The sequence below is a fragment of the Segatella copri genome (assembly GCF_019249795.2).
Classification (GTDB): Bacteria; Bacteroidota; Bacteroidia; order Bacteroidales; family Bacteroidaceae; genus Prevotella; species Prevotella copri_B.
Window position 1 is genome coordinate 180,449 of the sequence record NZ_CP156891.1, and the last position, 26,105, is coordinate 206,553.

The 26,105-nt window shown below is 40.6% G+C and carries 15 protein-coding genes and 1 pseudogene; 6 read left to right on the forward strand and 10 right to left on the reverse strand.

Annotated features, from left to right (window positions below; all coding sequences use genetic code 11):
* Window positions 1–70: 70 nt before the first annotated feature.
* The 7 genes from KUA48_RS00835 to kdsB all read right to left on the reverse strand — a co-directional run bounded on the left by KUA48_RS00835 (window position 71) and on the right by kdsB (window position 13,394).
* Entirely contained in the window at window positions 71–3,058 is a 2,988-nt protein-coding gene (locus tag KUA48_RS00835; protein WP_153080605.1) for a PD-(D/E)XK nuclease family protein, read from the reverse strand.
* Between the two features lie 76 nt (window positions 3,059–3,134).
* A complete protein-coding gene (locus KUA48_RS00840) occupies window positions 3,135–6,347 on the reverse strand; it encodes an exodeoxyribonuclease V subunit beta (RefSeq protein WP_153080606.1) in 3,213 nt (1,070 codons plus the stop codon).
* 72 nt (window positions 6,348–6,419) lie between these two features.
* Entirely contained in the window at window positions 6,420–8,546 is a 2,127-nt protein-coding gene (locus KUA48_RS00845) for a DUF5686 family protein (protein ID WP_118255657.1), read from the reverse strand.
* 64 nt (window positions 8,547–8,610) lie between these two features.
* Complete coding sequence (locus KUA48_RS00850) at window positions 8,611–9,483, reverse strand: RNA polymerase sigma factor RpoD/SigA (RefSeq protein WP_006846722.1); 873 nt, start codon at window positions 9,481–9,483, stop codon at window positions 8,611–8,613.
* Between the two features lie 116 nt (window positions 9,484–9,599).
* The gene (locus KUA48_RS00855) at window positions 9,600–11,270 is read right to left on the reverse strand and encodes a GH25 family lysozyme (protein ID WP_256624505.1); all 1,671 of its coding nucleotides are present in this window, start codon (window positions 11,268–11,270) and stop codon (window positions 9,600–9,602) included.
* The gene (tilS, locus tag KUA48_RS00860; protein ID WP_153095278.1) at window positions 11,267–12,616 is read right to left on the reverse strand and encodes a tRNA lysidine(34) synthetase TilS; all 1,350 of its coding nucleotides are present in this window, start codon (window positions 12,614–12,616) and stop codon (window positions 11,267–11,269) included. Before tilS ends, KUA48_RS00855 begins: the two co-directional genes overlap by 4 nt.
* Before the next feature lie 34 nt (window positions 12,617–12,650).
* The gene (gene kdsB / locus KUA48_RS00865) at window positions 12,651–13,394 is read right to left on the reverse strand and encodes a 3-deoxy-manno-octulosonate cytidylyltransferase (RefSeq protein WP_153080608.1); all 744 of its coding nucleotides are present in this window, start codon (window positions 13,392–13,394) and stop codon (window positions 12,651–12,653) included.
* A 409-nt stretch (window positions 13,395–13,803) separates the two neighbouring features.
* On the opposite strand from kdsB, the gene KUA48_RS00870 reads away from it, so the two are divergent.
* The 3 genes from KUA48_RS00870 to KUA48_RS00880 all read left to right on the forward strand — a co-directional run bounded on the left by KUA48_RS00870 (window position 13,804) and on the right by KUA48_RS00880 (window position 17,976).
* Window positions 13,804–15,027, forward strand: a complete 1,224-nt coding sequence (locus tag KUA48_RS00870) for a site-specific integrase (protein WP_022459668.1) — start codon at window positions 13,804–13,806, stop codon at window positions 15,025–15,027.
* A complete protein-coding gene (locus KUA48_RS00875; RefSeq protein ID WP_038606222.1) occupies window positions 15,024–15,398 on the forward strand; it encodes a hypothetical protein in 375 nt (124 codons plus the stop codon). The genes KUA48_RS00870 and KUA48_RS00875 overlap by 4 nt, the downstream gene beginning before the upstream one ends.
* Before the next feature lie 1,123 nt (window positions 15,399–16,521).
* Window positions 16,522–17,976 (forward strand): hypothetical protein, encoded by a 1,455-nt coding sequence (locus KUA48_RS00880; protein WP_089545425.1) that lies wholly within the window; start codon window positions 16,522–16,524, stop codon window positions 17,974–17,976.
* A gap of 293 nt (window positions 17,977–18,269) precedes the next feature.
* On the opposite strand, the gene KUA48_RS00885 is transcribed toward KUA48_RS00880, so the two are convergent.
* From KUA48_RS00885 to KUA48_RS00895, 3 genes and pseudogenes are all read right to left on the reverse strand, one after another.
* Window positions 18,270–19,508, reverse strand: a complete 1,239-nt coding sequence (locus KUA48_RS00885) for an ABC transporter permease (protein WP_153088054.1) — start codon at window positions 19,506–19,508, stop codon at window positions 18,270–18,272.
* Window positions 19,509–19,595: 87 nt separating this feature from the next.
* Window positions 19,596–20,398: pseudogene (locus tag KUA48_RS00890) on the reverse strand (efflux RND transporter periplasmic adaptor subunit); the annotation flags it as partial.
* A gap of 66 nt (window positions 20,399–20,464) precedes the next feature.
* Window positions 20,465–21,799 carry a TolC family protein gene (locus KUA48_RS00895; protein WP_118086031.1) on the reverse strand — a complete coding sequence of 445 codons (1,335 nt, stop codon included), beginning with the start codon at window positions 21,797–21,799 and terminating at the stop codon, window positions 20,465–20,467.
* Between the two features lie 350 nt (window positions 21,800–22,149).
* Here KUA48_RS00895 and metA point away from each other — a divergent pair, with 350 nt between their 5' ends.
* Genes metA through KUA48_RS00910 form a run of 3 tightly spaced genes read left to right on the forward strand, consistent with a single transcriptional unit; the run spans window position 22,150 to window position 26,096 of the window.
* Window positions 22,150–23,067: a homoserine O-succinyltransferase gene (gene metA / locus KUA48_RS00900; protein WP_117586655.1), complete on the forward strand. Its 918-nt coding sequence runs from the start codon at window positions 22,150–22,152 to the stop codon at window positions 23,065–23,067.
* A 38-nt stretch (window positions 23,068–23,105) separates the two neighbouring features.
* Window positions 23,106–25,169 (forward strand): U32 family peptidase, encoded by a 2,064-nt coding sequence (locus KUA48_RS00905; RefSeq protein WP_218433048.1) that lies wholly within the window; start codon window positions 23,106–23,108, stop codon window positions 25,167–25,169.
* Window positions 25,170–26,096: a hypothetical protein gene (locus KUA48_RS00910; RefSeq protein WP_022121177.1), complete on the forward strand. Its 927-nt coding sequence runs from the start codon at window positions 25,170–25,172 to the stop codon at window positions 26,094–26,096.
* Window positions 26,097–26,105: the final 9 nt, after the last annotated feature.

Genomic DNA, 26,105 nt, shown 5'->3' on the forward strand with positions numbered 1-26,105 from the left:
TAATTCAAAAAAGCAAGTATTTTGCTCATTTTAACCAATCATTTTGGTTTCCACATATTTATATATGTTTCTATGACTTGCATAAAGCTGCGTATGGACAGTATTCGCAACGATGCTTATCATCTGTAGGCCGGAATGGTTGGTCCTTGTCAAAGATGTTGGCGATGAGAACTTTCAGTTGTTTCATAAACTCTTCTTCGTATACATCTATGCTACTGATGAGTTCCTTGCCCATTTTTAATGTCGGATCATAATCTTCTGCTCCTGCATTTTGTATAAACAGCAAGCCTGGAGATACGGGTTCTTGAGCCGGATTCAGATTCCTGTTGTGGCTTACAATAATCGAGTAGAGCATAGATTGTAAATAATAATCTGTATGCTTGTTGAGCATGGATGGATCAAACACTTCGCTCAGTTCTCTTGGACGTGTTGTTGAAATACGTCCTGTTTTATAGTCTATTACGCGGATTCGTTCTGCAAGATTATTGCCATTTGCATGACCGTTAGCTGCAACAGCGTCCAGTCGGTCGATAAAACCTCCTATTGACAGAGATAAATTGCCGATACTTGTTTCTACTTCGACGTCAGTTTTTACAACCAGCTCTAATCCGAGTATGGTGAATGGAGCCTGGCGCATATCTATCGTGACAAGTTGCCGGATATACCTTGCTATTACTTCTTTATTGATCAGTTGCAGACCATTATATTTCGGGTGATACCCTGCAGCGCTGACTTTAAAGAGTTCTTCTCTGAACGCCTGATCTACCAGGCGATAAACAAGCGATTCATCTTTTAAGGCTTGCTCTAATTGCTCTTTTGATACAATGATAGGACGAGTCAGTTTGAGTTCTCCTTTACCGTCGGTTGTCAGAGCATCGCTGCTTGCTAATCCCAGATAGAACAGTTCTGCTGCACGATGGAATATATTTCCAAATACTTTGTTGTCTACTTCGTCCTCATCAATTTCATCTGGTTCAATCAGTCCTTCTACATATTTATAGTAGAATTGCTTTTCACATCTCAAATATGTATTCAGAAATGTTGGCGTAAGCATTTTCAAATTCTTGAGCTGGCTGAGCGCATGCAGTTTTTTCTCTATTGGTTCATAAGTAGGACGCAGTGTGTTTTGTCCTGCGACCAAAGAAAAGCGCTCGATGTCATGATGGCTTTCTACCAGGAGTTGTAGCATAAAACGGCTCATCTCACCCGATTGACCATCTTCTGTTGCGTTATTGTAACATAAAGTGATGTCGTGTGAGCGTTGGAGCAGACTGTGAAAATAATAGGCGTATATGGCTACTTTGTTATCTACCGTAGTCAAGCCATATGCCTTTCTCAATGAATAGGGAATAAATGAAGCATCGTTCACACCTTTCGGCAGTTTCCCTTCGTTGCATGAGAGTACTAAGATATGCTCGAAATCAAGATTTCGAGTTTCCAATACACCCATTACCTGTATTCCTTCTGCAGGTTCACCATGGAAAGGAATACTTGTTGACTGGATGAGCTGTTGGATGAGTCGTTCTAGAGTGATGCAGTCTACTGCTAAGTCTCCTGTCTGGATGAGTTCTTGCAGACGGTTCAATAAGGTATAGGTCCTGAAGAGCGATTCCTGGAATAAAGGATCGTCCTGTTCTTTGCTATTCACACCTATTGTCTTCAAAATATCCAGCAGATACTGGATGAGTCTCAAGTTGTATTCATTTTCTGTTGCAGTCTCACCCAAATCTTTGAAAAGCAGTGACAAACCTTCATCACCATCCATGCTTAGGAATTGGCGGGTAGGATAGAACTGCTTCTGCTCATCAAGAGCGCTCAAGAGTTTGCTATAATTTTGAGAAATATAGCGTGTATATGGATGACGGAGTGCCATGAGCACATTGTGTAAGCGATAGTTGTTACTATGCTTGGGGTGACCTACGCCCTGCAACTTGATGAGCTGTTGCAGCAAACTGTAGAATGGTGTCTGTTGAAGCGGATAGCCCAATGTAATATTATATGCTAACTTGTCGTTCTCAGAATAATCTGGCAACGACTTGATGTCTTCGTTTGTAGGAAGACTATGTATTACACTTTGCAACAATCCTTCATCGGCTAATACTATAGCCACTTTTTTTCCATATTTATAGCGTTTCTTTTCTTTAAGCCATTGGTTTACATAGCGGGCCTGGATGTTTTCAGTTGATGCCGAAATGTATGTAATGTCTTTATTGTTATCAAAGTTATGATAAATTTCACGAAGATCATGAGGAGGCATATCATTCAATTCGTTAGGATAATATTTGAGATATTCACGAATGTAGTGACCTGCCTCATGGTTGTTTTGCATATAATAGTCATCGTAGTCCCAATAGAAATGTGCTTTACCCTCTTTCATCAAGCGGTCGCAGAGTTTCCGTTCTACTACTTGCATCATATTAAAACCGACAAAGAGATATTTCTTGTGTTGGAATTTGATATTTTCATCATTTACAACTTTCCTGTACAGAGCCCCCTCATAAGCCAATCCTTGTTCTTCAAGACGCATGTTGAACTGCTTATAGATATCAAGAAAATGGCTCCATAATTGTAGAAATCTCTTTTTGAGTTCAGAGTTGTGATCAACGTTGAAATTGCTAAAAAATTTCTTAATCAGCGTTTTCTGTTCTTCTGTAAGATATGAGATGTCATCAAGTTCATGTATATTGCTAAGATTGGCAAAGAGTTTTTCTGCTTCTGCCATGTTTTTATCAATATCGTCAAAATCTGTGATAAGAAGTTGTCCCCATCCATAAAAATGGTCTAGGGTCTCATCAATACCAGTGCAGGCTACGAATGTTTTATGTAAATCGCAAACAAGTTTGATTGGGTCTCCAACTTTCAATGTGCTATGTTTGCGAAAAAGGTCGCTGATAGTTATGTAAGATGGCGACCAGATAGGGTGATCAGTCAAACGTGCCAGACTCTCGTTGAGGAAAAGAGCGGCGCGTTTATTTGGAAACACGACGGCAATGTCGTTGAGATTGTTTCCATATTTCTCGAGAATATCTCTTGCTACATATTTTAAAAATGTTTTCATATCTTAATGGACTTTTCAATGTTTGCAACTGTTCTTTATTTTGCCCTACTTTTTGGAAAGGGGCAATAGAACCATATTATTTTATCACTTCAACTATTCTGTTAGGGTATACATACCATAGATAACCTTTTACTCGGTGATGTCCCATACTTTTTAACAAACCGATGTATTTTCTAACCTGTTCATGGTGTTCTACTTTCTGTTTACCGAATTTGAAGTCTACCACGATGGTTTCATTTTTTGAGTTTTGCATCACGCGGTCTGGACGGTATTCTGCCACTTTTCCATTTTCAACTGTCAGGATAGAACATTCATTTAGTATGGTCAGTTCCTTGTCAAACCATTTTGCGACCTTTGGTGATTCAAGTCTTTTCCTGATCATCTCCTTTATTTTCTCTGGTGTGAGGTCTTGATCGTATAAAAGTCCGTCTAACTCCAACTGTTTCAGGGCTCCATCAATATCATCAACCGTGCGGATTGTAGAAAAGAGGTTGTGCAAAATGGTACCCATTTTGATATAAAACTTCTGTTGTTCTTCAGTTTCATCACGCTTTATAAAGTCACGGCTCTGGTTACTTTGTCTGAATTCTGGCATTTCAGGCGTAACATTTATTTTAATTTCTAAAGGTTGAGAATAGGCTGAGAGCACGTTTGTATCCTTCTTCTCGTTTGATTTCTTGGAAGAATCAGGTACATATATTTCATTATAGCAGAAAGATATGTCATCTGTTTTGGCATCAGAACCTATTCCTGTTAACTCCATCTTTACATCATTAGCTTCAAGGCGGCTGGCTACCTTGTCGAGTACAGATTCAATAATGGCAGAACGATATGCACTATTAGCTCGTTTGCCAATTACAATCAGATTGTGACTGGCACGTGTGAAGGCTACATAAAGCAGATTCAAATTGTCGACTATGTTTTGCAGATGTTCATGATTATAATCTGCTTCATATATACTTTGCTTCATCAGTTTAGCACTGAAATCTATAGGTACCAGTGGAAGCTCGTTGTATGGAGCTTCTTGCGGTGTGCACCAGATAGTGTTGGCTTTTTCTAGTTGCCAGTCACAGTAAGGCATGATAACATGATCGTATTCCAGTCCCTTACTCTTATGTATAGTAAGGAATCTGATACCGCCATCGCCATCGCTATGAATACTTTTTTCGTGGATACGGTTATCCCACTCTTTCAGAAATCCAGTGATATCACTACTGTTATCTGTGAGATATTTACTTAAGCAATCATAAAAAGTACAGATGTAGGCAGTTTGCTTGATCATGTCTTTTATTTCGCCAAGTTTAAGTTCTGCAAAAAGGCGTTCTGTGAGATCGAACAGTGGCATTTCCAGATACTCAGAACGATTGGTCAAAAGTTGTTCCGGCATATTTCCAGCTACAGAATACGTGTCACAAAACTTGTTGAGAGTTGCTAATGCAATATTGTCATTTGGGTGTACCAGAATGTAGAGAGCGTTAACCAATGTGCATACTGCTTGGGAGGCATCCAGCCTGAATGCCTCATCAGAAACCAACGGATAGTCGGAATGGTTCATAAAATACTCAGCAATGTCCTGTATGTTACGGTTGCTTCTTACCAGGATTGCTATTTTGTTGCAAGGAACACCTCTTTCAACCAACTTGTCTACAGTGTCCAATGTTGTTTGCATCATTCTGTCTTCAATATTTTCACCGCCCAGGAGCTGAATACTGATAGAACCATTAGGAACAGAATGGTGGTCTGGTACTTGCTGGCAGACATCGCTATATGCGCTTTCCAGCTGTTTACATTCTTCAGGACATTTATCTGTCAGGTCTTCAATCTCCAATTTTACTGCTTCTGTGAAAAAAGCATTGTTAAACTCAATGATGTTTCTATCAGAGCGGTAGTTGGTACCCAAAGTTTCTATGCTTACTTCTTTCGCGCTTTTATTAAATTCTTTATCGATATTATTGAGCAGTCTCCAATCGCCGGATCGCCATCTGTAAATACTTTGTTTTACGTCACCAACAATGAGGTTACCTGCATCTTCTCTACTCATGGTTTCTTCGAGCAGCACTTTAAAGTTCTTCCATTGGATGGTGCTAGTATCTTGGAACTCGTCAATCATTATATGGTCGAGTTGAGTGCCAATCTTTTCAAAGATGAATGGCGAATCGCTATCCTTTATCAGTGAGTTGAGCAAGGTCTGAGTATCGCTCAAAAGGAAACGGTTTGCCTCTCTGTTCATCTCCCTGACTTTTTTATCTATGCTTCCCAAAAGGCGGAGCTGATTAAGATGCTTTATGGTCAGATCGGTACTTTTGAAGATGCGGGTGAGTCTTGGACGATTATCTTCTGCAAACAGCAGAATAGGGTAGAGCACCGATTCTACATAATTGAAGATATCAGTACAATTTTTCACATCAGATTTTTTGACCCATGCTTCCGGACTTTCCCGACATTTATTAAAAGTATCATTATGTAGATCATCATCACTGTATTTACCATTTTTCAGCTTGTTGAAATAGCTCCAAATACCTCTCGTTTTTCCAGCTAAGTCGTCTGACGTAAAGCCTTCTTCTTCAAGGGAATCGAAAAAAGTAGCAGCAATTTCTTTAAGCTGCTCTTTTGCCTTATCGCGCTTTTTCTTCATTCGATCGGTAAAATCCTTGAAGAAATCTTCTTGTTCCATCAATTCTGTCAACTTGTCGGAATGAGCTTTGTAATAATCCTTGAATATGTTCTCACCGAATTTCTTGATCTGTCCTATGACATTCCAACTCTTATCATCATCAATATTTTCTTTGATATAATCCATAATCCAGAAAAGTAGACGATCGGTATCTTCAAGACTTTCTATAAGTTCATCAACGGCATGCTGTTCTATTTGATAGTCATTGAGTTCTATCCGTAAATTGGCAGTCAGATCAAGTTCACGTGCAAGATTTCTCAATACACTCTGAAAGAACGTATCGATGGTCATAACCCGGAAATAGTTATAATTATGTATGAGCAAATGCAGGGCTGATTCTGCATTTTTCTGAATTTGTTTGGATGAAAGATACGGTAAAGCCTGCTGTATTTGATTTACATAATCGTTTGCTTCTGGTAGTCCGTGTGCAATTTCGTATAATTTTCCTAAGATACGCATTTTCATTTCTTCAGTAGCTTTGTTGGTGAAGGTTACTGCAAGAATGGTTCTGTAGGAAGCAGGATTAGCTATCACGAGTGTCATATACTCGCGAGCCAAAGTAAATGTTTTACCTGATCCTGCACTTGCTTTATAAACAGTTAGTTGTGAACTCATATTTTGTTTTTTGTTATGATGTTATTGATATTGTGCCCTAGAAATCATGTTTTATCCATGCTTTTATGAATATTACCAATCTCTAAATAGTTCAAAACCGAAGCGACAGCCTATGCCATTAAACTTCGTGTTTTTGAAGGCTGCAAAGAATCCTAATGTAATAGCTCTTGTTGTTACTCCATATCCCCATTCTGTATATGGGTGTAAATGGTTTACAACAAGACTGCTTACATACAGACGCTCTGCTTCTATATATTTCCCAATCAGGGGGAGCCATGCAGTTGCAATCATGGGAGCTTCATAAGTGAAGTTTCCGCGAACGTAATAATCACTGGCATTATACCATTGGGATGGCAGTAATTCGAATTCTCCACTCCAGCTATCATTCCAGCCTCCAGGAATATTGTCGTCATGGAAATTGGTATAGTCAACGAAGTCCCAATGATCACCTTTGCGGGTATAAAAGCCAGCTCCTAACCTTATAGAATATGATTGACGGCGTGATGCTTGAAAAATAGTTTGTGCATCTGCTTCTACCCGTTCGTAGTCTATGTTTGAACCTAGTAGGTTTTTCCATCCCTTTTCATAGTCTATTTTAAAGATAGAGCCTTTCTTACCCCATGGTAACAGTTCTAAAGCTACTGCTGGTGCTACTGACACATATTTGCTTGGATAATTAAACAGTTTATAGAAACTTTCTACTACAGCTTTTCGTTGATGTGAAACCAAGCCAATCTCAAAACCGACATAGTCGTTGAAACTCCAGTGGTTAGTAAGACGAAGGTAATCATCTTTAAACTCTGTCAGTTTCCTGTTATTAGCATCAATATCTGTTGAAATTTCCGGTAATGACAATCCTGGATATTTTGAGAATAGTGGATTTAGAAAATCGTTATCTTCAGGTTTGCTGATGCCTAACATCTTTCGTGCAACACGATTATTCGATATTCTATTACCATTACCGATTTCTAACTTCAGATATCCATTGTGCTTCGGGTTATAGTTGAATGTCATTGGTATATTGAAATAAAATCTGTGTTGTTTCATACTGTAACCTCCTTTAAAGCGAAGCCCCAATTCCAGATTTTCTGTAAACCTGTAGCCACCCTTCAGGTCAAACTTGTATACAATTCCTTTTCGCTCGGAGTATCCCATATAGAGTGGGTTGAGAATAGGACTGATACGGAAGTAGCCTTGGTTTTGCTTTCCGAAGCCTTGGGAAATCCTGTTTAATACATTGTCACCTATAACATCCCAAAGTATGTCTTTTGCAAAGTTTTTCTCTGGTATGTTGTTATTCAAGGAATCTGTTATTTGTTTTCTTTTTTCATAGAATTTTCTGTATATGTCAGCCTCATCTTGGTTTAATTCAATTGGGCGCACTTTTGCCATTAATGCAGTATCGGCTACATTATTGAGTGAATCACTTAATATTTTCGGCAGTCCGTATACAGTTGTATACATGCCCGTTATCTTGTTACCCATAAAACTGAAGTTAGCTCTCATGCTGCACCTTGCAGGAGAAAGTGAACCAAATCCGTCTTTACCCATAATGATCGAGATATAGAAACGGGTCATATCATATTCGCCCTCAAAGTCTACCATGCTTATCTTTCCGCTTTGGGAATCAACAATGGCACGTGCTTCAATAACTTGGGTGTTTTTGAGACGTGGATATACGTATACTTGTGCTTTGCCGAATGGTAATTGGGTGACGGCATATTTATAATATCTGCGATTCTTATAGTGGAAAGGAGAAAGAATATTAGTTTCGAAAAGTGTTTCTCCATATACCGTTGGAGTCATGTATTTCAGAACTGATGACAATGTGTTGCTTCTATGCGGAATGGTGCTTATGTTCAGCAAACGCTTGGCAACTGGTCTGCCATTTGCGTCTAGCGTCATTTGGTTATAAAACTCGCTGATGAATCTTCTGCCACCGCCATGAGCCACCGCATACATTGTCGGTACTAGCATGAGCGTTGCATTACGTTTGTTTGTTTTGATTTGAAATTTAGTGTAGGCATAACTCTTGTGCTCAGCTCTACCTGTTGTGTCAACAGATTGTGAATATTTAAATACCAAACACATCACCGAGTCACTAAAGGCGTCTCTCGGTGACATTCTTCTTGCATTTGCTGCAAAAGCCATCATGCAGAAGATAATCGTCAAAATGATGTGTGTTTGATATTTCTTCATTTATTATGAGTTAAGATGTTACTTGGCAGAAGAACTATGCCAAATATTTTGGGCAACAGCTTTCCTAACCAAGATATTTCATAAGGATTCCTATCTTCCCGGATTCTCTCAGTTTGGTGATGCTTTTTTCTCTTATTTGGCGAACTCGCTCACGGGTGAGCCCCATTTTATCACCAATTTCCTCGAGCCCCTTTTCGGTTTCCCCAATTCCGTAGCATGCGCAGATAATTTTCAGTTCGCGATCCTTGAGGCAAACTTTTAAAACCTGTCTTAGGTCTTGTGCCATACTTTCATGGTCAACCTGCTTGTCTGTTCTGGCATCGTCTCCGCTTGCCATTACATCTGCCATAGAGTTGTCATCGTCATCACTAAATGGAGCATCGATGCTTACATGATGACCACTGGCAGCCATGCTCTGAGAAATCTTGTCCTCGTCAACACCCGTTCTGGCAGCAAGTTCTTCAACGCTTGGACGGCGTTGGTTTTCCTGCTCAAACTTATTAATTTCCTGGTTTACCTTATTGAGTGATCCTACCTGGTTGAGAGGAAGTCGAACAATTCGGCTTTGCTCTGCTATTGCCTGTAAAATACTCTGACGAATCCACCATACAGCGTATGAGATAAATTTGAACCCTCGTGTTTCGTCGAAGCGTTCTGCAGCCTTGATGAGTCCGATGTTTCCTTCGTCAATCAAGTCTGTCAAGGTGAGTCCCTGGTGCTGATATTGTTTTGCTACCGACACCACAAAACGTAAGTTGGCTTCAATCAACTTATTTTTTGCTCTTTCGCCAGCTCTACCTCCCTTGCGGATAGCTTGAGCCAATTCTATTTCTTCATCAATAGAAACCATAGGGGCTCTACCTATCTCTACAAGATATTTGTCGAGGGCTTCACTATTACGATTGGTTATACTCTTTTGTATCTTAAGCTGTCTCATTATCTTTCCTCTTAGTTACACATTGCACAATTGGCGCAAAGATAATAAAAATATTGATACGCGACTAGAATTATAACTTACTTTAACGTAATTAACCTAACTTACTCATTTAAAGGTTATTTTACGGTCTTGTTCTTAACAAAACTTTGAAAAGCATCATCGTATCCGTTAAACACGTTGATGTCTACCTCTCCATGTATTCCTGCTACTCTTCCGTCGGGGCAGAGTTGCCAATATACCAATCGGATGTCTGGTTTATACTCTCCATATCGTGCAATCCAAACCTGGTAGTTATGTTTCAGATCGGGAGCCTGTGGCAGATAGCGATTTACGAAAGTTTGGCTGATGTAAAGAATAGGCTTAACACCAGTTGCTCTTTCTACAATTCTAAGCCAAGTTCTAATGCGTGCAAACAATACTCCAGCCCCTCCCATTTTCTTGATTTGACTAGGAAGCGGTTCAACATCAAGAACTGGAGGAAAATCGCCTTTCCTAATGATACTGTGTTTCAGAAAGTGTCGTGCTTGTTCGGCAGCAGGTGTTATGGTGGTAAAGAAGTGATAGGTTCCAACCTTGTAACCATGTGCTTTTGCATCACGATAATCTTTTCTGTAATATGGATTTAACAGCGATTTACCTTCTGTACTCTTGATATAGATGAAGCGAATCGGGAAGTTTACTGTTCCTGATATGGTCTTTTTGCTGAGACGTCCAAGATGTGTAATGCGTAAACGGTTCCAGTTGATAGCATATTTTTTTCTGCCTTTTCCATGCTGGTATTTGCTCAGGTCTATGCCATAAATACGTTCCGATGTATATACGAGTCTTTCGCCTTTATAGCGGTCATTTTTCCATTCGCCTATTCGTAATGGCTTCTTGGGAGCAATGCTGAATCCGAATCCTTCACGTTTCCCGTTTTTCCAGTAACCTTCATAATAGGTTCCATCGTATCCTTGCCAGCATCCATGACCGTTTGGTTGATAGATACTGTCGGTTGTACCCCGATAATATCCTAGAGAATCAGGTAAGAGGGTGTAATCAATAGAGCGTCGAAGTGTGACTCCATGAGCTGTTGCTAAAGATGCTGCAAGTTGAGGTGAAATAGCTTTAACCCCTTCAGGAGTTGTTTCTGAGGAAAGTTGGAATATGCGGCTTCCTTGTGCAGTTTCTCCATTCATTGCTTTGATGAGTTTGCATGCCTGACTCTTCCATTTTCCGTTCTCGTCTCTATAATAGGCTTGATATGAAATGGAGCGTTTCAACTTGAAATGTCCCTTTTTCTGTACATGTTTCAGGGAATCAATCAGTTTCTTGGCAGAATCGCGTAGTTTCAGTTCGTGTTGGGTATAAGCGCAAATAGAGTTGTAGCCTACATCCAGAACAGAATGAGAGTGAATATAATAGTTCAGTTCTCCAACTTTCCATTTGGAGTCTCTATACAAACTGTCTAAAGAATCAACTTTCTCTTTAAAGATGCTATCCGCATCTTTGCCAAGATAGTGATTCCGGCTGATGCTGTTGTTGTAGCAGGCGGCAAGTCTTCCTTCACATGAAGGAATCAACGCCCAACGATTCATAAAGTTGGCAGCCAGTGTCGTAGTGTCTTCGTCGAACCGGAGTATTGTTTTTCCATTTTGAATTAATTCGTAGTGACTGTATACTTTTATGTTTGCTTTTGCCTTGTTCACTCTATCACTTGATGGGTTCAGGCAATAATAGCTCCATGTGCTGGCGGCAGCCAGCAGAATGAAAACTAAACTTGTGATATATAATGTTTTCTTTTTCATTTGATGATGACCTCCAATATTTTCTTGGTGGTTTCGGTAATCTTTGTTTTTTCAGACGTACGTTCGCCGATAAGCCAGATGATTTCACCTTTACTATCAGTTAATACATGCTGTGTCTTTTTTTGTATATAGTCAAATTTCCTATCGGTCATATAGTCACTCAACAGTTTGCTACCCTTCATGCCGAAAGGTTGAAATCTATCGCCTTCTTTTACCAGTCGGTAGGTGAGGGGAAAACTGACTTTTTCAGCATCCAAAGTGATACATTGCGATTCTTTGCTTGGCATGAAGTCACCCATATGCGAGAAGATTCTTATCTTGATTTGAGTTCCTTCGTCCATGTTGTAAATGCCTTCTTCTGGCAGTCGGAACGCTCTTTGCTCCTGAATGTTATTCAAGTCTTTTATGTTAGAAATCAACAGCTGTTCTCTGTCGATGACTATCATATAGTCTTCGTTTTTCCAAATTTTACCGACACCACGATCCTGACTGAAGAGGCTTTCACAGATGTCATCAATGGCATTGCCATGAAAACCATATCTGCCTAATTCTTTATGAAGTATGAATTCCGGACTTGGAGCATTCATTACAGATACTTTAGGGATATATATAACTTTCCTATAAGAGTCGGATGTACTGATGCTATCCATGCTCTCAAGTATACTTTTCGCTTGGCGTATGTATTTGGCAGAGAGAGCGATATTTTCACTTGCTGCCGGGTTGATACTTTCCAAAAGAGGTACTACATGATGGCGAATTTTATTTCTTAAAGCATCGTCTTCCAAATTTGTTGAATCTGTGACAAAATCTTGCTTTTTTTCTTTTAGGTATTGCAATATATCCTGTCGGCTGATGCAGAGAAGAGGGCGCAGGATGTTTCCGTTTTTGGGGGCGATGCCTGCTAATCCGTCTACTCCAGATCCTCTTAACAGATTCAGAAGTAAAGTTTCTACATTGTCATCGCGATGATGGGCCACACAAATGCCTCCTGCATGCAAGTCTTTTACTAATTGGGCAAAATAGCTGTAGCGTAAGTTGCGTGCAGCCATTTCGATACTTACCTTGTGCAAATGGGCATAAGTATAAGTATCAAAATGGATTCGAGACAAACTGATTCCCTGTTGTTTACACAGATTTACACAAAATTGCTCGTCTCTGTCACTCTCTTCGCCGCGAAGGTGAAAGTTACAGTGCGCAGCAGTAATATTCAGTCCTATATTTTTCAAGATAAGCAATAGGGCAACGCTATCAGCACCTCCGGACAAGGCAACGATATATGGTGCTTGCCACTTGAACATACTATGGTGAATAATATATTTCTTGACGATATTTTCAATTTTGTTCATTCTGCGATACTTTAAAAGTATATGATGTTTTTTATTACTTTCTGTTTTTCAAAAAGTCTTCTGCCCGCTGCAAATCTTCTGGCGTGTCGATGCCTACAGTTTCTACATCTGTAGTACCAACTTTTATCTTGTAGCCATTCTGCAGCCATCGAAGTTGTTCCAGGCTCTCTGCTATTTCTAGTGAGCTTTGTGGCAGTTTGGTTACCTCTTTTAAAACTTCTTTGCGGTAAGCATAGATGCCCAAATGTTTCAGATAAGGAAAACTCTTGAGCCATTCTTCCTCTTCCTTTCCTCTTACGTATGGAATGATGCTGCGAGAGAAATACATAGCAAAGCCTTGATTGTCTACAACAATCTTTGGACTATTAGGATTTTTTACAGCTTCCATACTGGTAAAAGCTTTTCCTAAAGTGGCAATTTGGGTTGTTGGGTCATCAAAACACTGGCAGATGGTTTCCAGTTGACTTTTGTCAACAAAAGGTTCATCTCCTTGAACATTGACAATGACATCCCAGTCTCCACCAATTTTTTCGATAGCTTCTTCTATGCGGTCAGTACCGCTCTTATGATCCTTGCGCGTCATAACAGATTTACCGCCAAATGCTTCTACAGCATTGAAAATTCGCTCATCGTCTGTTGCAACATAGGCTGCTTCTAGACAACTTGCTACTTTCTCATAAACATGTTGTATCACTGGTTTGCCATCTAACATGGCAAGTGGCTTTCCCGGGAAACGTGTTGATGCGTATCTTGCTGGAATAATTCCTATAAATTTCATAATCTTCTATATTTAAACCTGTTTACTATTCAATTCATGCGATTCGTTTAACTTCAAATAAAAAAGTTACACTTCCGCAGACGCAAAAGTACAACTTTATTTTGTATTCACCAAAAAACTTTTTGTTTTTTTGAAAAAGAATGACTAAAAAAGCAAAAAATAGCAGATTTGAGCTTTTGTTTTGAGTTTCAAGTGGTTGTGGCAGTCGTTGGCTTTTTGTGGCATTCGTGAGGAAATGCGAAAATGGCGGATTTGAGAAGTAGAAACGCTTTCAAGTCATTACCTCAAAGAAACGCTCTAATAAGCATTTTTAACGGCTTCGGTTTTTACTTCTCAATTCTGCACAGGTTGTGAATTTGCCATGCAACTCTCATGATTTAATTTTGCACAGAACAAAAAGCAAGGAATTATGAGAAGTACATTCAAGACAGTCTTCTATGTAAACGGAAGCAAGGAGAGAAACGGAATTGTCCCTATCATGGGACGTGTGACAATCAACGGAACTATCGCACAGTTCAGTTGCAAGCTGAGCGTGACCAAGGCGATATGGGATGCCAAGGGCAACAGAGCCAAAGGCAGAAGCAAGGAAGCCAATGAGGTGAACTTTGCGCTTGATAACATCAAGGCTCAAATCGCTAAGCATTACCAACGGCTTTCCGACCGTGAGGCGTTCGTTACCGCTGAAATGGTGAGAAACGCATATCAAGGCATAGGTACGGAGTATGAGACATTACTCAGAGCTTTTGACAAGGAGAACGCAGCCTTTGCCCAACGCGTGGGAAAAGACCGAGCTGTCCGAACCTACCGCAAGTATCTGACGGTAAGAAAGTACGTTGCCGAGTTCATCAAATTTCAGTACAAGCGCAGCGATATGTCCATGAATGAGCTTACCGAGGAGTTCATCCGTGATTTTTGTCTGTATTTGAAGAATGTCATTGGACTCACGCAATCTACCATTTGGATATACTCCATACCATTGAAGCATATCGTCACGGCAGCACACTACAACGGCAAGATACAGAGAAATCCGTTTGCCATGTACCACGTTGACCCAGACCACAAGGAGCGTGAGTTCTTGACAGAGGAAGAATTGGACATATTTGCAGGAATAGAGTTGGAAAATCCCAACTTTGCTTTTGCGAGAGACTTGTTTATGTTTGGTTGTTGGACAGGTATCTCTTTCGTTGACATCAAGAATCTTACAGAGGACAATGTTGCCATTATAAGTGGGTCTCCATGGATAGTTTCTCAGCGTCAAAAGACAGGCGTACCATTCAAAATTAAACTGATAGATGCAGCCATACAGATAATTGAACGTTACAAGCCATTGAGAAAAGATATGCACTTGTTTAATATTGGCTCACTTGACATGGTAAACAAGCGTATAAAGAAAGTGGCAAAAATGTGTGGCATCAAGAAGCGAATTTCATTTCATGTCTCCCGGCATTCGTTCGCAGTTTTGGCTTTAAACTACGGTATGCCGATAGAGAGTGTAAGCAAGATACTGGGACATACGGACATCGCCACAACACAAATTTACGCAAAGGTGACAAGTACTAAATTGGAGCATGACATATCAGCTTTTGAAAGTCGAATCAAGGGGCATATGCCGACAATGGGGGGAATGGCATGAAAAGGACTGTAATCACCGTGGACGGAAATGGAATGTTATCCATTCCGTCCAACTTGCAAGACTTGTGGATGAGTGAGGGTGAATTGGTTGATATGCTTCATGTCACCGCCATGAAACTCCATGCTGTGATAAGGTCAATATACAAGGATGGTTTATTGACGGTGTCGGAAGTCCAACAGAAACAGGAAACTTCCAATGGCATTTGGCAAACGTTGTATGGCTTTCCGATGATTGTTGCCCTTTGCTTCCGTATAAACTCATACGGGGCAGCTCGGTTTCGTGCCACCATCTTCAAGAGATTGTATGGGGCAAAAGAGAAAAGTAGTGTCATCATCCTACAACTCAATAGAAGAACAACCGCCTTTAGTTGAATGTCCTCTTGCTTGTTTGTTGGCTTGGCGCTGTCGTACTGTCGTGAATAAGTACTGAAGCATAAGCATGACATTCTTACTTGTAGGGGGATGAGTTCTGTTCATAAAAATGACGGACAAAACACCCCTTATTTTTGTTGAATTGTTGAATATGATGAAAGAAGTATTGAACATCAGGTATTTACGGCTCAACATATTCTCAACAAATCTCTCAACAAAAGAAAGATAATGTTGAAAAGAGAAAACCATGAACACCATTCCTTTCTTTCTTTTTTGCCCAGTAATTTGTTGTGTAGAGCTATTTGTTGAGAGTTTGTTGAGGGTATAAGTGGTTGGTTCTCATAAAGATAACACCTATCTTCAACAATTCAACGTTTTACATGCCCTCACTTGGTACGCTGTAAAATGTGCTTGTGGATTAATTGGCAACCGCTCTATTCTCCGAAATGGTTGCAGCAACGTTCCTTGGAGGCTTTGCGCCTCCAGCCACTTGGGCGAACCTCCGCAGTGTTTTAGCATGGCATTAGATTTATGCAGACTATACCGAGGACCCACAGCACACATAACACACTCGGCATAGTTCACAAAGGAAATCAACAACACACAACTGAAACACTTGGCAAGTTTCACACTGAAAATATCACCTGTTCCTTTGCAAACTCCATGTACAAAGTAGCTTGTGTCTGTGACCTTGTTCTTTCAATGTGGCAGCTTTGATGTTTGGCGCAAATTGAGAGAATTAAGGTCTGCAACCTTGGGCATGGAAAGCCGAAAGGCAAATATCTCGTCTTTTGTTCTTAGAGGAGGGAGCGAGGTTATGTTTTGGGAACCCCAAAACGCCTCGCTCCACCATGAGGGCGAAGAAATTTTGCTCCCAACGGTTGCAGAAAGTGAGTGTACCAACTGTAGGCAGTGCATAGAAATATGTAAATAGATTTGTCAGGTGTAGTTTATTCTTCCTTTATTTGCACAAAAGTATGTTTTGAGTGTTATAAAAAATAAAAAAATGCACTATTACGTTGATACTTTTGTATTTTTGCACTCAGTTATCTTGGACAGCAGAATTTGAAACACTGAAAATCCGTAATCTGTCTATATGTAAAATCTTTAAATTTGGATTATTATGACTAAGAAGTTTTGGTTAATAGCACTCATCGTAGCTTGCACTGTTGTATTTGGCAGTTGCGATAAGTCTGAGGAATTGAGTGTTGAGCAATGTAAGTTGGATATGAATCTATTCAACCAAACCTATACTGTTAATGATGAGGGGTGCTGTGTGCTAAAAGGGAGAAAGCCAATAGCAGCAGAAGAAATACAGAGTAAGGTCAAGGGCTATGGTTGGGAGAGTATTGCCACTTATGAGGTACAGGAAAACGGAAAGTTGAGCAAGGAGGAATTTTGGAAAGACAGATTTGGTGGCAGCCCTACACACTTTTGGTTTGAGACATCACAGCAAGCTTTTAGTTATTTTTATAGTGATGCCTTGCCAGCCTTTTGTTTCAGTCGTGTATCATGGACTTATGACATGGACAAAGGCTTCATACTGTTTGGCAGCAACAAGCAGACAACAGACAGCAGATACATGCAGATTCTTAAGCTTGACGAGTCGAATGGCAAGACCTTAATGTACACCATACAAAAATTGGGAGCGACGAGTGATGGCAGCAATGGTTACAAGTCTATATATGGCATGATTGTATATAAACGCATGACCGAAACCGATTTGGAAATGATGAAGAAAAGTTACACGTATGATACGGATATTGACCGTTCTGTTCCCGACAACTGCAAGTTTAAGATTAAGGCATACTATGCAGAAGACGACAAAGACAACACAGACCCTGTGTTTCAGACCTTCTGCCTTGTAACATTTGAGCTTACCGATGAATATGGTTTCAACTCTTCAGATAATGCCTATTACAACTACTACGATTCAATTACTTGGACGAGTGATTGTCGTGATATGCCAGATAGCTTTGGAATCATGGAACGTAAGACAAACTGTTTGAATACTTCCTATTGGTGGAGCACATACTTCTTCACGCCTCATGACAATACTATTGTCTATGCCAATGGCTATAAAGATGGCCGTATTGTCTATCAAGCCCGAAAGAGGCTCTATTTGGTGAATGATGGATTCTTTGGTTACGATTGGGATAACGTAAGGTATAATTCCAAGAACCCCGAACTAACAGAATATTGCTTGCTGGACAAGAGCCGTGAGTTTATCCTAACTCCACCTACTGCCTACAAAGAAGACATTACAAAACCGTATGCAGAGTTACGTATTGTACTGAAAGGAGCAAAAGACAAAAACGACAAGGAATATATGTTAGGCGTGCTTGAACGTGAAAGAGAAGGTCTGTTGAAGATTATGGACCAGTACTATGAAGCACATAGTACTATAAAAGAAACAGAAAAGGCTTCGCTGTGTAAAACGTTTAAGGCACTACCCGAAGATGCTGATATTAAAGCATATTGGCGTACAAAACATTCTCGCATGGTACTGATACTTAAAACTGACGGGGAAGACCCTATAAACAGTGAATACTATGTGCATGCGGAACCAATTAAATGATAAATAAGTTTAATGTGGACAACAATAGTCATAAGGCGAAGTTAATCTTTGTTTTATGACTATTGTTTTTTTGCACCAACATAGTGTGGTTTCATTTTTATTTTGTATTTTTGCAACTGTAAAGAGTTGTTAGGCAAAGCAAACATATGCATATTGCAGAAGTTGTGACTATTGCCAAATCATTACCTCTATTGAGGTTGAACACTTATAAATCGCTCATTTTAAGCTATTCAGCAGATTATAAAGAATTTTTCGGAAAAACCTCAGAGAATATTTAATGTTCTCCCATTTTTTTATTCGTATCTGATAGCCTCGATAGGGTCGAGCCTTGCTGCCTTCTTTGCAGGATACCATCCAAAGAAAACGCCAGTAAATGTACAGACAGCAAAACTCATAATAATGCTCCAAGGCTCTATTGGGGTGGCTATATGGAAGAAATAGTTAAGACTGAGCGATAAACTAACTCCCAATATCACTCCTATAATACCGCCAGTTACAGAAAGTAAGATAGCTTCTATCAGAAACTGGTTTAAAATATCAATACCTCGTGCGCCCACACTCATTCGAAGACCTATTTCGCGGGTTCGTTCTGTTACAGATACATACATGATGTTCATGATTCCGATGCCGCCTACCAGCAGCGAGATTCCTGCCACGGATCCGAGCAGGATGGTGATTGTAGACATGGTAGAATTCATCATGCTTGAAATTTCCTCTTGAGAGCGGATATTGAAGTCATCTTCATCTGCTTCAGTAGTATCTGTTGCGTCTTTCAATTTGTGGTTGCGTCGCAATATTTCTGTAATCTGATCTTGGGCAGGTTGAGAAGCCTCTTCGGTGATAGCTGAGCAGACGATGCCTCCTAAATAGGTTTGTGCCATAATTCTCTTCATTACTGTTGTATAGGGGGCAAGTACTAAATCATCCAGCTCCATACCCATACTATTGTAACCTTTCTTCTTCAAGACACCGATTACTCTGAATGGAATGCTGTTAAATCGCACAACTTTACCGATAGGATCGCTGCCATCAGGGAAAAGATAGTCAACTACTGTCTGTCCCAAAATACAAACTTTAGATGCAGCCTTAATGTCTGTATCTGTAAACATTTCTCCATCTGCCACTTTCAGTTGTCGGATGGAAAGATAGTCTTGGTTTACACCATAAATGGAACTTTGGGTGTTGTTGTTTCCGTAGATCCACTGTCCGGAACTGTTTACAGTAGGAGAAATAGCTGAGATATAATTACATTCGTCTTTGATGCTCTGATAGTCGGCTTGCTTCAGCGTCTCCATTGACGAAGCATCCTGTCTCACACCGCCACGCATGTCTGCACCTGGTGAAATCATAATCATGTTTGATCCCATCTCTGCGATGTTTGCCTTGATGCTGGCTTTACTTCCTTGTCCGATGGCAAGCATGGTAATAACCGCAGCAATACCGATGATGAAGCCAAGTGCGGTAAGGAAAGAGCGCATTTTGTTGGCAGCAATGGCGCGGATGGCTATTTTGAAAAGATTCTGATAATTCATTTTACTTGTTGTAATGTTAAATGTTAAGTGAAAACTTCGTTTGCTATTGGATGCTAAGTAATTTAACATTCAACACTTAACATTGCCAGAGATGACAACCTCGTAAGTGACTACATTGTTTGTTGTAGTAGCTTCCAGACGAACCTGTTTTACTGTTCCCTGGAATACATCGTCAGGATAAGCATCTACTGTAAAATTAACGCGGTCGCCTTCTTTTACACCGCCTATATCAGCCTCGTCAACATTTGCAATCACCTGCATGTTGGTCAGATCTTTAGCGATAGTAAAGAGCTCTGGAGTGTTGAAGCTTGCTGCTACGGTCTGTCCTTCCTCTACGCTTTTTGATATGACAGTTCCATCTATTGGGGATGTAATTGTAGCATAGCTCAGGTTGGTTTGGGCTTTCTGTACATTTTCCTTGGCCGAAGCTACTTGCTCTTTCGCCTGGCGATAGGTGAGAAGCGCATTTTCATAATCGTCAGCACTTACCAAACCTTTCTTATAGAGGGGCTGGTAGCGGCTCATGTTTGCACTCTGATAGTTCAAACTGCTTTGCGCACTTGCCAGGTTAGCTTTGGCAGTATTCAACTCGCTCATCAGGTTGGTTTTGTCGAGCTCAGCTATGACTTCACCTTTTTTACCTGCGAATTGTAATCAACATAAAGTTTGTTTACAATACCACTCACCTGTGTACCAACCGTTACAGAAGTTACCGCTTCAATAGTACCGGTTGCAGTTACACTATTCTGCAATGTTTGTGTGGTTACAGCTTCCTGCTTGAAGTCTATTTGCTCTTCGTTTTTACTTCCAGAGAACAGCCATGCTGCCACAGCTACGATGATTATCACAATCATGGCAATCCAGATTTTGCTGATTCTAAGTTTTTTCATAAAAATGTATGTATACCTATTAATGATTTGCAATATGTTTTCGGATGTTAATACCAATCTTTCTCTTTAGATTCTACCGTTTTGGTAGAATTTCAACATGTTGATATTCAGAATGGTAAGATACTTTGCCTGAAGCTCGTTCTGTTTAGCCTTCAGAAGATTATCTTTGCCAGTTCTCAATTCTACGATGTTCTTTAATCCCAGTTTAAACTGCTCACTTAACAGATCGTAGCTTGTTTGGGCACTCTCGCTGCTCACCTTGGCAGCCTTAAACTGGCTTTGGTTTGTATTAGCCTGCAACCAATAGTTTTCGATAGTAGAGTAGAGCTTAGTTTGCTCATTCTTTATATCGAGCAAGATGCTTTCACGCTGAATGAGTGCTTTATTGACAGAAGTCTTGGTCTGTCGGTTATCAAAGAGAGGAATACTGACACCGATTCCACCACCCATGCTGAAGTTGGTTTTCATCTGACTGCCCCAACCGTTTTTGTTCATGGATGTGGTGCTGGTCGTAGCTCCTGCATTTGCGCTGATGGTTGGCAACTTTCCTGCCTTTGCAATCTTGATGTTCAGATCGTTCTGGTCGAGTTTGTTTTGATAGCTCAAAAACTCAGGGCGATTCTGAAGCGCAGCTGTATAGACACTGTTCATTCCTGGGATAGAGGCCAGAGCCATCTGGTCAGTTGTGCTTGGAATAGCGATGTCGAAAGCTTCTTCACTGGTAATCTGCAGGAGTTCCTTCAACTGTCGTTTATAGTTTTTAACGTTACTTTCAGCCTGCACGATGTTAAACTCATCTTGTGCTCTCTGTGCTGTAAGTTGTGCTAAGTCTGCTTGGCTCATCTTGCCAATTTTTACCATTTCCTTACCACGCTCTTCGTTTTGAACACTCGACAGATAACTTTCTTTGTTTACGTTGATAGCCTCTGTAGAGTAAAGTATCTGTACGTAAAGTTGAGCTATCTGTTCTTGCAGGTTGAGGGCTTGTGCTGTCGAATCGAGTTGTGCCGCTTCCTTTGCCAGCTTGTTCAGTTTCACCTGATTTCTATTTTTGTTACCGTTCCAAATCGTGTAATTGCCCATCACACTATAGCTGCCATTGTAATATACCTTGTCGATGGAAGCTTTGCTGAAACCTTCTCCACTGATTCCATTAGAAACCCAAGGCGTATAGTTTACACTTTGATTGGTGCTGGCAGAGAGCGATGGCAGAAGCGCAGACTTTGATTGCAGATAGTCCTCCTGAGCTGAAGCTTTTGTGAGTTGAGTCTTCTGCAGTTGAATGTTGTTAGCCAGTGCGTAACTGATACAATCCTGCAGTGACCATTGCTTAGCTTGTACAGCGATAGGAGCCGACATGATGATCAGCGCTACCGCCATGTTTTTAAAACTTGCGTTCATACTCTTTTTACTTTTTGTTTTCATCTTTACAGATCTCTTTGCATCTGTTCTGATTAAATGTGGATTAATGTTCTTATTTTCCATAATTGCAAATCTTAATAGGATACATCATTTTTAGATTTGACGTAAGCGTCGCCTATAAAGTTGCAACTGATATGTGTTTTTGATTAAAAACGTGATGATAGGTTTAACATTCTCATTTATCTTTAACAATCCTTTTCATAGAGAAAGATTTCTTTTACTTTTCCACATTAATTTATTTATATTTCTCAAAAAAATGTTTCTTCTTTCGTTATCTTCGCTGAAATTGTGTAACTTTGCAGAAAAATTTTAAGAAAGGAATAAAATAAATGCCGTTAAGAATACCAGATAAGCTTCCAGCTATCGAACTGCTGAAGCATGAGAATATATTCGTGATGGACGAAAGTCGTGCGCATAAACAGGAGATTCGTCCGTTGAAAATCTGTGTGCTCAATTTGATGCCCCTCAAGATTACGACAGAGACAGATCTCGTTCGTCTTCTGTCGAATACTCCTCTTCAGTTAGAGGTTTATTTTATGAAGTTGAAAAGTCACACGCCGAAGAATACTCCAATAGAGCACATGATGATGTTCTACAAGGATTTTCAGGAACTTTCCAAACAGAAGTTTGATGGAATGATAGTTACAGGTGCTCCTATCGAAACGATGGCTTATGAAGAGGTAGAATATTGGCCTGAAATCAAAGAGATTTTTGATTGGGCCCGTACCCATGTTACTTCAACACTCTATATCTGCTGGGGTGCCCAGGCTGGTCTTTATCATTTCTATGGTGTTCCTAAGTATCCTTTAGAGAAGAAGATGTTTGGTATTTTTAAGCAGAAGCCTCTCGATTTGTCTCAGCCAATCTTCCGCGGTTTCGATGATATCTTTAATATGCCTCATAGTCGCCATACAGAGGTAAGACGTGAGGATATTGAAAAAGTGCCGGGACTTGACATCATTGCCGAATCGCCTGAAAGCGGTGTCAGCATTGTGATGGCCAGAAACGGCCGCGAATTCTTTGTGACGGGTCATCTTGAGTATGCGCCAAACACGCTGGATAAGGAATATAAACGTGATGTGGGCAAGCGTGATGATGTAGAACTGCCAAAAAATTATTATTATCATGACGATCCGAACGAAGAACCTCTGGTGACATGGCGTGCTCATGCCAACCTCTTCTATAGTAATTGGATCAACTATTATGTTTATCAGGAGACTCCTTACAATATTGACGAAATCAGTTAATTTGTGAAGGAGTTGGATGATTTCGAGATAGATTTCTTATGCAAACATTAGAATTATTGGCGCCTGCCAAGAACTTGGAATGTGGTATTGCTGCCATTGATCATGGTGCAGATGCCGTATATATTGGTGCACCTCGTTTTGGTGCACGAGCAGCAGCAGGCAATTCGCTGGAAGATATCAGACAGTTGTGTGATTATGCTCATCAGTTTGGAGCAAAGGTTCATGTTACAGTGAATACTATCATCTATCAGGATGAGATGTTGGATACGCTTAAGATGATCCAGCAACTTGATGAGATTGGTGTTGATGCACTTTTGCTGCAGGATATGGGTGTGCTTACTGAGGTGAGGGCGCAGAATTTGTGGAGTAGAGAATTGCATTCCAGTACCCAGTGTGATGTAAGAACTCCAGAAAAGGCGTATTGGCTTACCACGTTAGGTTTCAAACGTATTGTTCTGGCTCGTGAGCTTTCGCTCGATGAAATCAAGGCGATCCATCAGGCGATTCCTGATAGAGAAATAGAGGTCTTTGTACATGGAGCGCTCTGCGTAAGCTATTCGGGTGTATGTTATGCTTCAGAGAAGTGTTTCGGGCGCTCTGCTAATCGTGGAGAATGTGCACAGTTCTGTCGTATGAAGTTTGATCTGCTCGATTCCAATGGTCAGGAGATAGAACATCAGCGTTATCTGTTGTCTCTCAAGGATCTTTGTCAGCTTGATCATCTTAAGGATCTTGCTGATGCTGGAGCTACTTCGTTCAAGATAGAAGGAAGATTAAAAGATATCAACTACGTCAAGAATGTGGTGGCTGCCTATAGCAGTCAACTCGATGCAATCGTAAAAGCTGAACCGCGTAAGTATCGCCGTGCATCGGTGGGACATGTTCAATATAATTTTACACCTAATCTGAAGAAGACTTTCAATCGTGGCTTTACCCATTATTTCCTGAATGGGCGACAGCCGGATATTGCTTCTTTCGATACACCGAAAGCTATCGGCGAGTTTGTGGGGAAGGTTAAGGAAATACGTGGCAACATTTCTTTCAACGTAGCCACAGTAGCCAGCTTTAAAAATGGCGATGGACTGTGTTTTATCAATGATGACCGTGAGTTGGAAGGCTTTCGTGTGAACAGAGTAGAGGGCAATCGCCTCTATCCGTTTGGAATGCCTGAACATATGCGTCCGGGCATGGCTCTTTATCGTAATAACGATCGGGCTTTCGAGGCTTTGCTGGCTCGTAAGTCTGCTGAACGTAAAATCTATATTGTCATAGAAATGGAGCCTGTGATGGGTAATAAGTTCAGGGAAGAGCCACAGGGGGTAAAGGCTGTTGTCAACATCATGAAGACGAAAGAGGCTGATGGTGGCTTGATTTATCAGGTGGCTGAGGTGTTTAAAGAGTTGAAACTCGAAAAGGCGAAACGCCCGCAAGGCGAAAATATAAAGGCTCAGATGAGCAAACTGGGCGATACGATTTACGAAGCTTACCAGGTAGAACTTCTGAAGGGAATGGAGACATACTTTGTTCCGAACAGTATTCTCACTGCTATCCGGCGTGAATTGATAGATGAACTTACCAAGGCAAATCAGAAACAGCTTGATAAGTCGTTGTGGGGTGGATGGGATAGAACCTTGTTCAACAATGGTTTTGGATTCAGTCAGCCCGGTGAGCACCGACTTACGAAAGAGGAATTTACTTGGCAGCCGGAATACGGAAAATGGGGATATCTCTATAATATAGCTAACTATGATGCAAGAGTTTTTTATCAGATTCATGGTCTGTCGCCAGTAGTTCCGGCATTTGAGTTGGGTAAGAATATTCCTTCTGCATGGAATGCTAAGACCCAGGAAGAATATGATGAGAATATAGAAAAAGACAAGGCAAACCGAAGTATGCAACCTAAGTTTACCAACGAAAGGGGAGAATCGCTCCTGATGCAGTGCCGCCATTGTATCCGCTATTCGTTGGGCTACTGTGTGAAGCGTGGAGGCAAGAAACCATCCTGGAGAGAGCCTCTCTTTCTGCAGTTGGGTGACGGTCGTCGTTTCCGTCTGGAGTTTGCATGCAACGAATGTCAGATGAACTTATATAGTGAGAAATAAATGAAAAAGAAATGGACGATACAGATTCTTTGTATGCTGGGCATCCTCTTGATGTTCAGCAGTTGTTATCATCGCCGTGCTCATCACCAGATGCATGCAGCTATGGTAGAGTACAGTAATAAACAACTCGATTCCATTTCGTTTTCTACTACCCATCATTATACCAACAAATTCAATTTTCTGGTATTCAAGGATTCCCTGGAATTGATAGCGCAACAGCCTGAAGAATTTTTGAGCAATTTGCCTATCGACTCCTTCGCCGTCCAAAAGAACTGCCTGCTGGTGGTTACGGATATTCGTATGGTTCCTCAGGATTCCATAGATTCAGTTTGGGTGCAGTTGGCAACAGAAGATAATCAGTTTGGCTGGACCCGTGAGTCCCGTCTGCTGCCGAAGGTTGTGCCCGATGATCCTATTTCAGAGTTCATTATGACCTTCAGCAATACTCACTTGCTCATCTTCATGGTTATCATTATTCTCATAGCCGTAGCCTATACAGTTCGTAAGATTTTCCATAGCAATGGTAAACTGGTTCATTTTAATGATATTGATTCACCATATCCTACAGCGTTGGTGCTTATTGTTTCGATATCAGCAACCTTCTATGCAACCATTCAGTTGTTTTTGCCAGAAGTATGGCGTCATTTTTATTTTCATCCTACGCTCAATCCTTTTGCCGTACCGCCTATACTGGGCTTTTTCCTGGCTACAGTCTGGGCGATACTGATAGTAGGATTAGCTTGTGTTGATGAGGTGAAACACCGTTTGCCGGCAGGTGATGCAGTTCTGTATCTGGGTGGTTTAGTGGGTGTTTGCGCCATTGATTACATCATTTTCAGTGTTACTACCTTATATTATATAGGTTATTTGTTGCTCGTAGCCTATATATGGTTTGCCATACGGGTTTATCTGTTTCCTCATAAATAAGGATAGGGG

Coding starts and splice junctions, on each gene's coding strand:
- KUA48_RS00885 (WP_153088054.1), bottom strand. CDS start 19,508: ATGAATTATCAGAATCTTTTCAAAATAGCCATCCGCGCCATTGCTGCC.
- KUA48_RS00875 (WP_038606222.1), top strand. CDS start 15,024: ATGAAAAGGACTGTAATCACCGTGGACGGAAATGGAATGTTATCCATT.
- KUA48_RS00855 (WP_256624505.1), bottom strand. CDS start 11,270: ATGAAAAAGAAAACATTATATATCACAAGTTTAGTTTTCATTCTGCTG.
- kdsB (WP_153080608.1), bottom strand. CDS start 13,394: ATGAAATTTATAGGAATTATTCCAGCAAGATACGCATCAACACGTTTC.
- KUA48_RS00910 (WP_022121177.1), top strand. CDS start 25,170: ATGAAAAAGAAATGGACGATACAGATTCTTTGTATGCTGGGCATCCTC.
- tilS (WP_153095278.1), bottom strand. CDS start 12,616: ATGAACAAAATTGAAAATATCGTCAAGAAATATATTATTCACCATAGT.
- KUA48_RS00850 (WP_006846722.1), bottom strand. CDS start 9,483: ATGAGACAGCTTAAGATACAAAAGAGTATAACCAATCGTAATAGTGAA.
- KUA48_RS00905 (WP_218433048.1), top strand. CDS start 23,106: ATGCAAACATTAGAATTATTGGCGCCTGCCAAGAACTTGGAATGTGGT.
- KUA48_RS00880 (WP_089545425.1), top strand. CDS start 16,522: ATGACTAAGAAGTTTTGGTTAATAGCACTCATCGTAGCTTGCACTGTT.
- KUA48_RS00870 (WP_022459668.1), top strand. CDS start 13,804: ATGAGAAGTACATTCAAGACAGTCTTCTATGTAAACGGAAGCAAGGAG.
- KUA48_RS00840 (WP_153080606.1), bottom strand. CDS start 6,347: ATGAGTTCACAACTAACTGTTTATAAAGCAAGTGCAGGATCAGGTAAA.
- KUA48_RS00835 (WP_153080605.1), bottom strand. CDS start 3,058: ATGAAAACATTTTTAAAATATGTAGCAAGAGATATTCTCGAGAAATAT.
- KUA48_RS00895 (WP_118086031.1), bottom strand. CDS start 21,799: ATGAACGCAAGTTTTAAAAACATGGCGGTAGCGCTGATCATCATGTCG.
- metA (WP_117586655.1), top strand. CDS start 22,150: ATGCCGTTAAGAATACCAGATAAGCTTCCAGCTATCGAACTGCTGAAG.
- KUA48_RS00845 (WP_118255657.1), bottom strand. CDS start 8,546: ATGAAGAAATATCAAACACACATCATTTTGACGATTATCTTCTGCATG.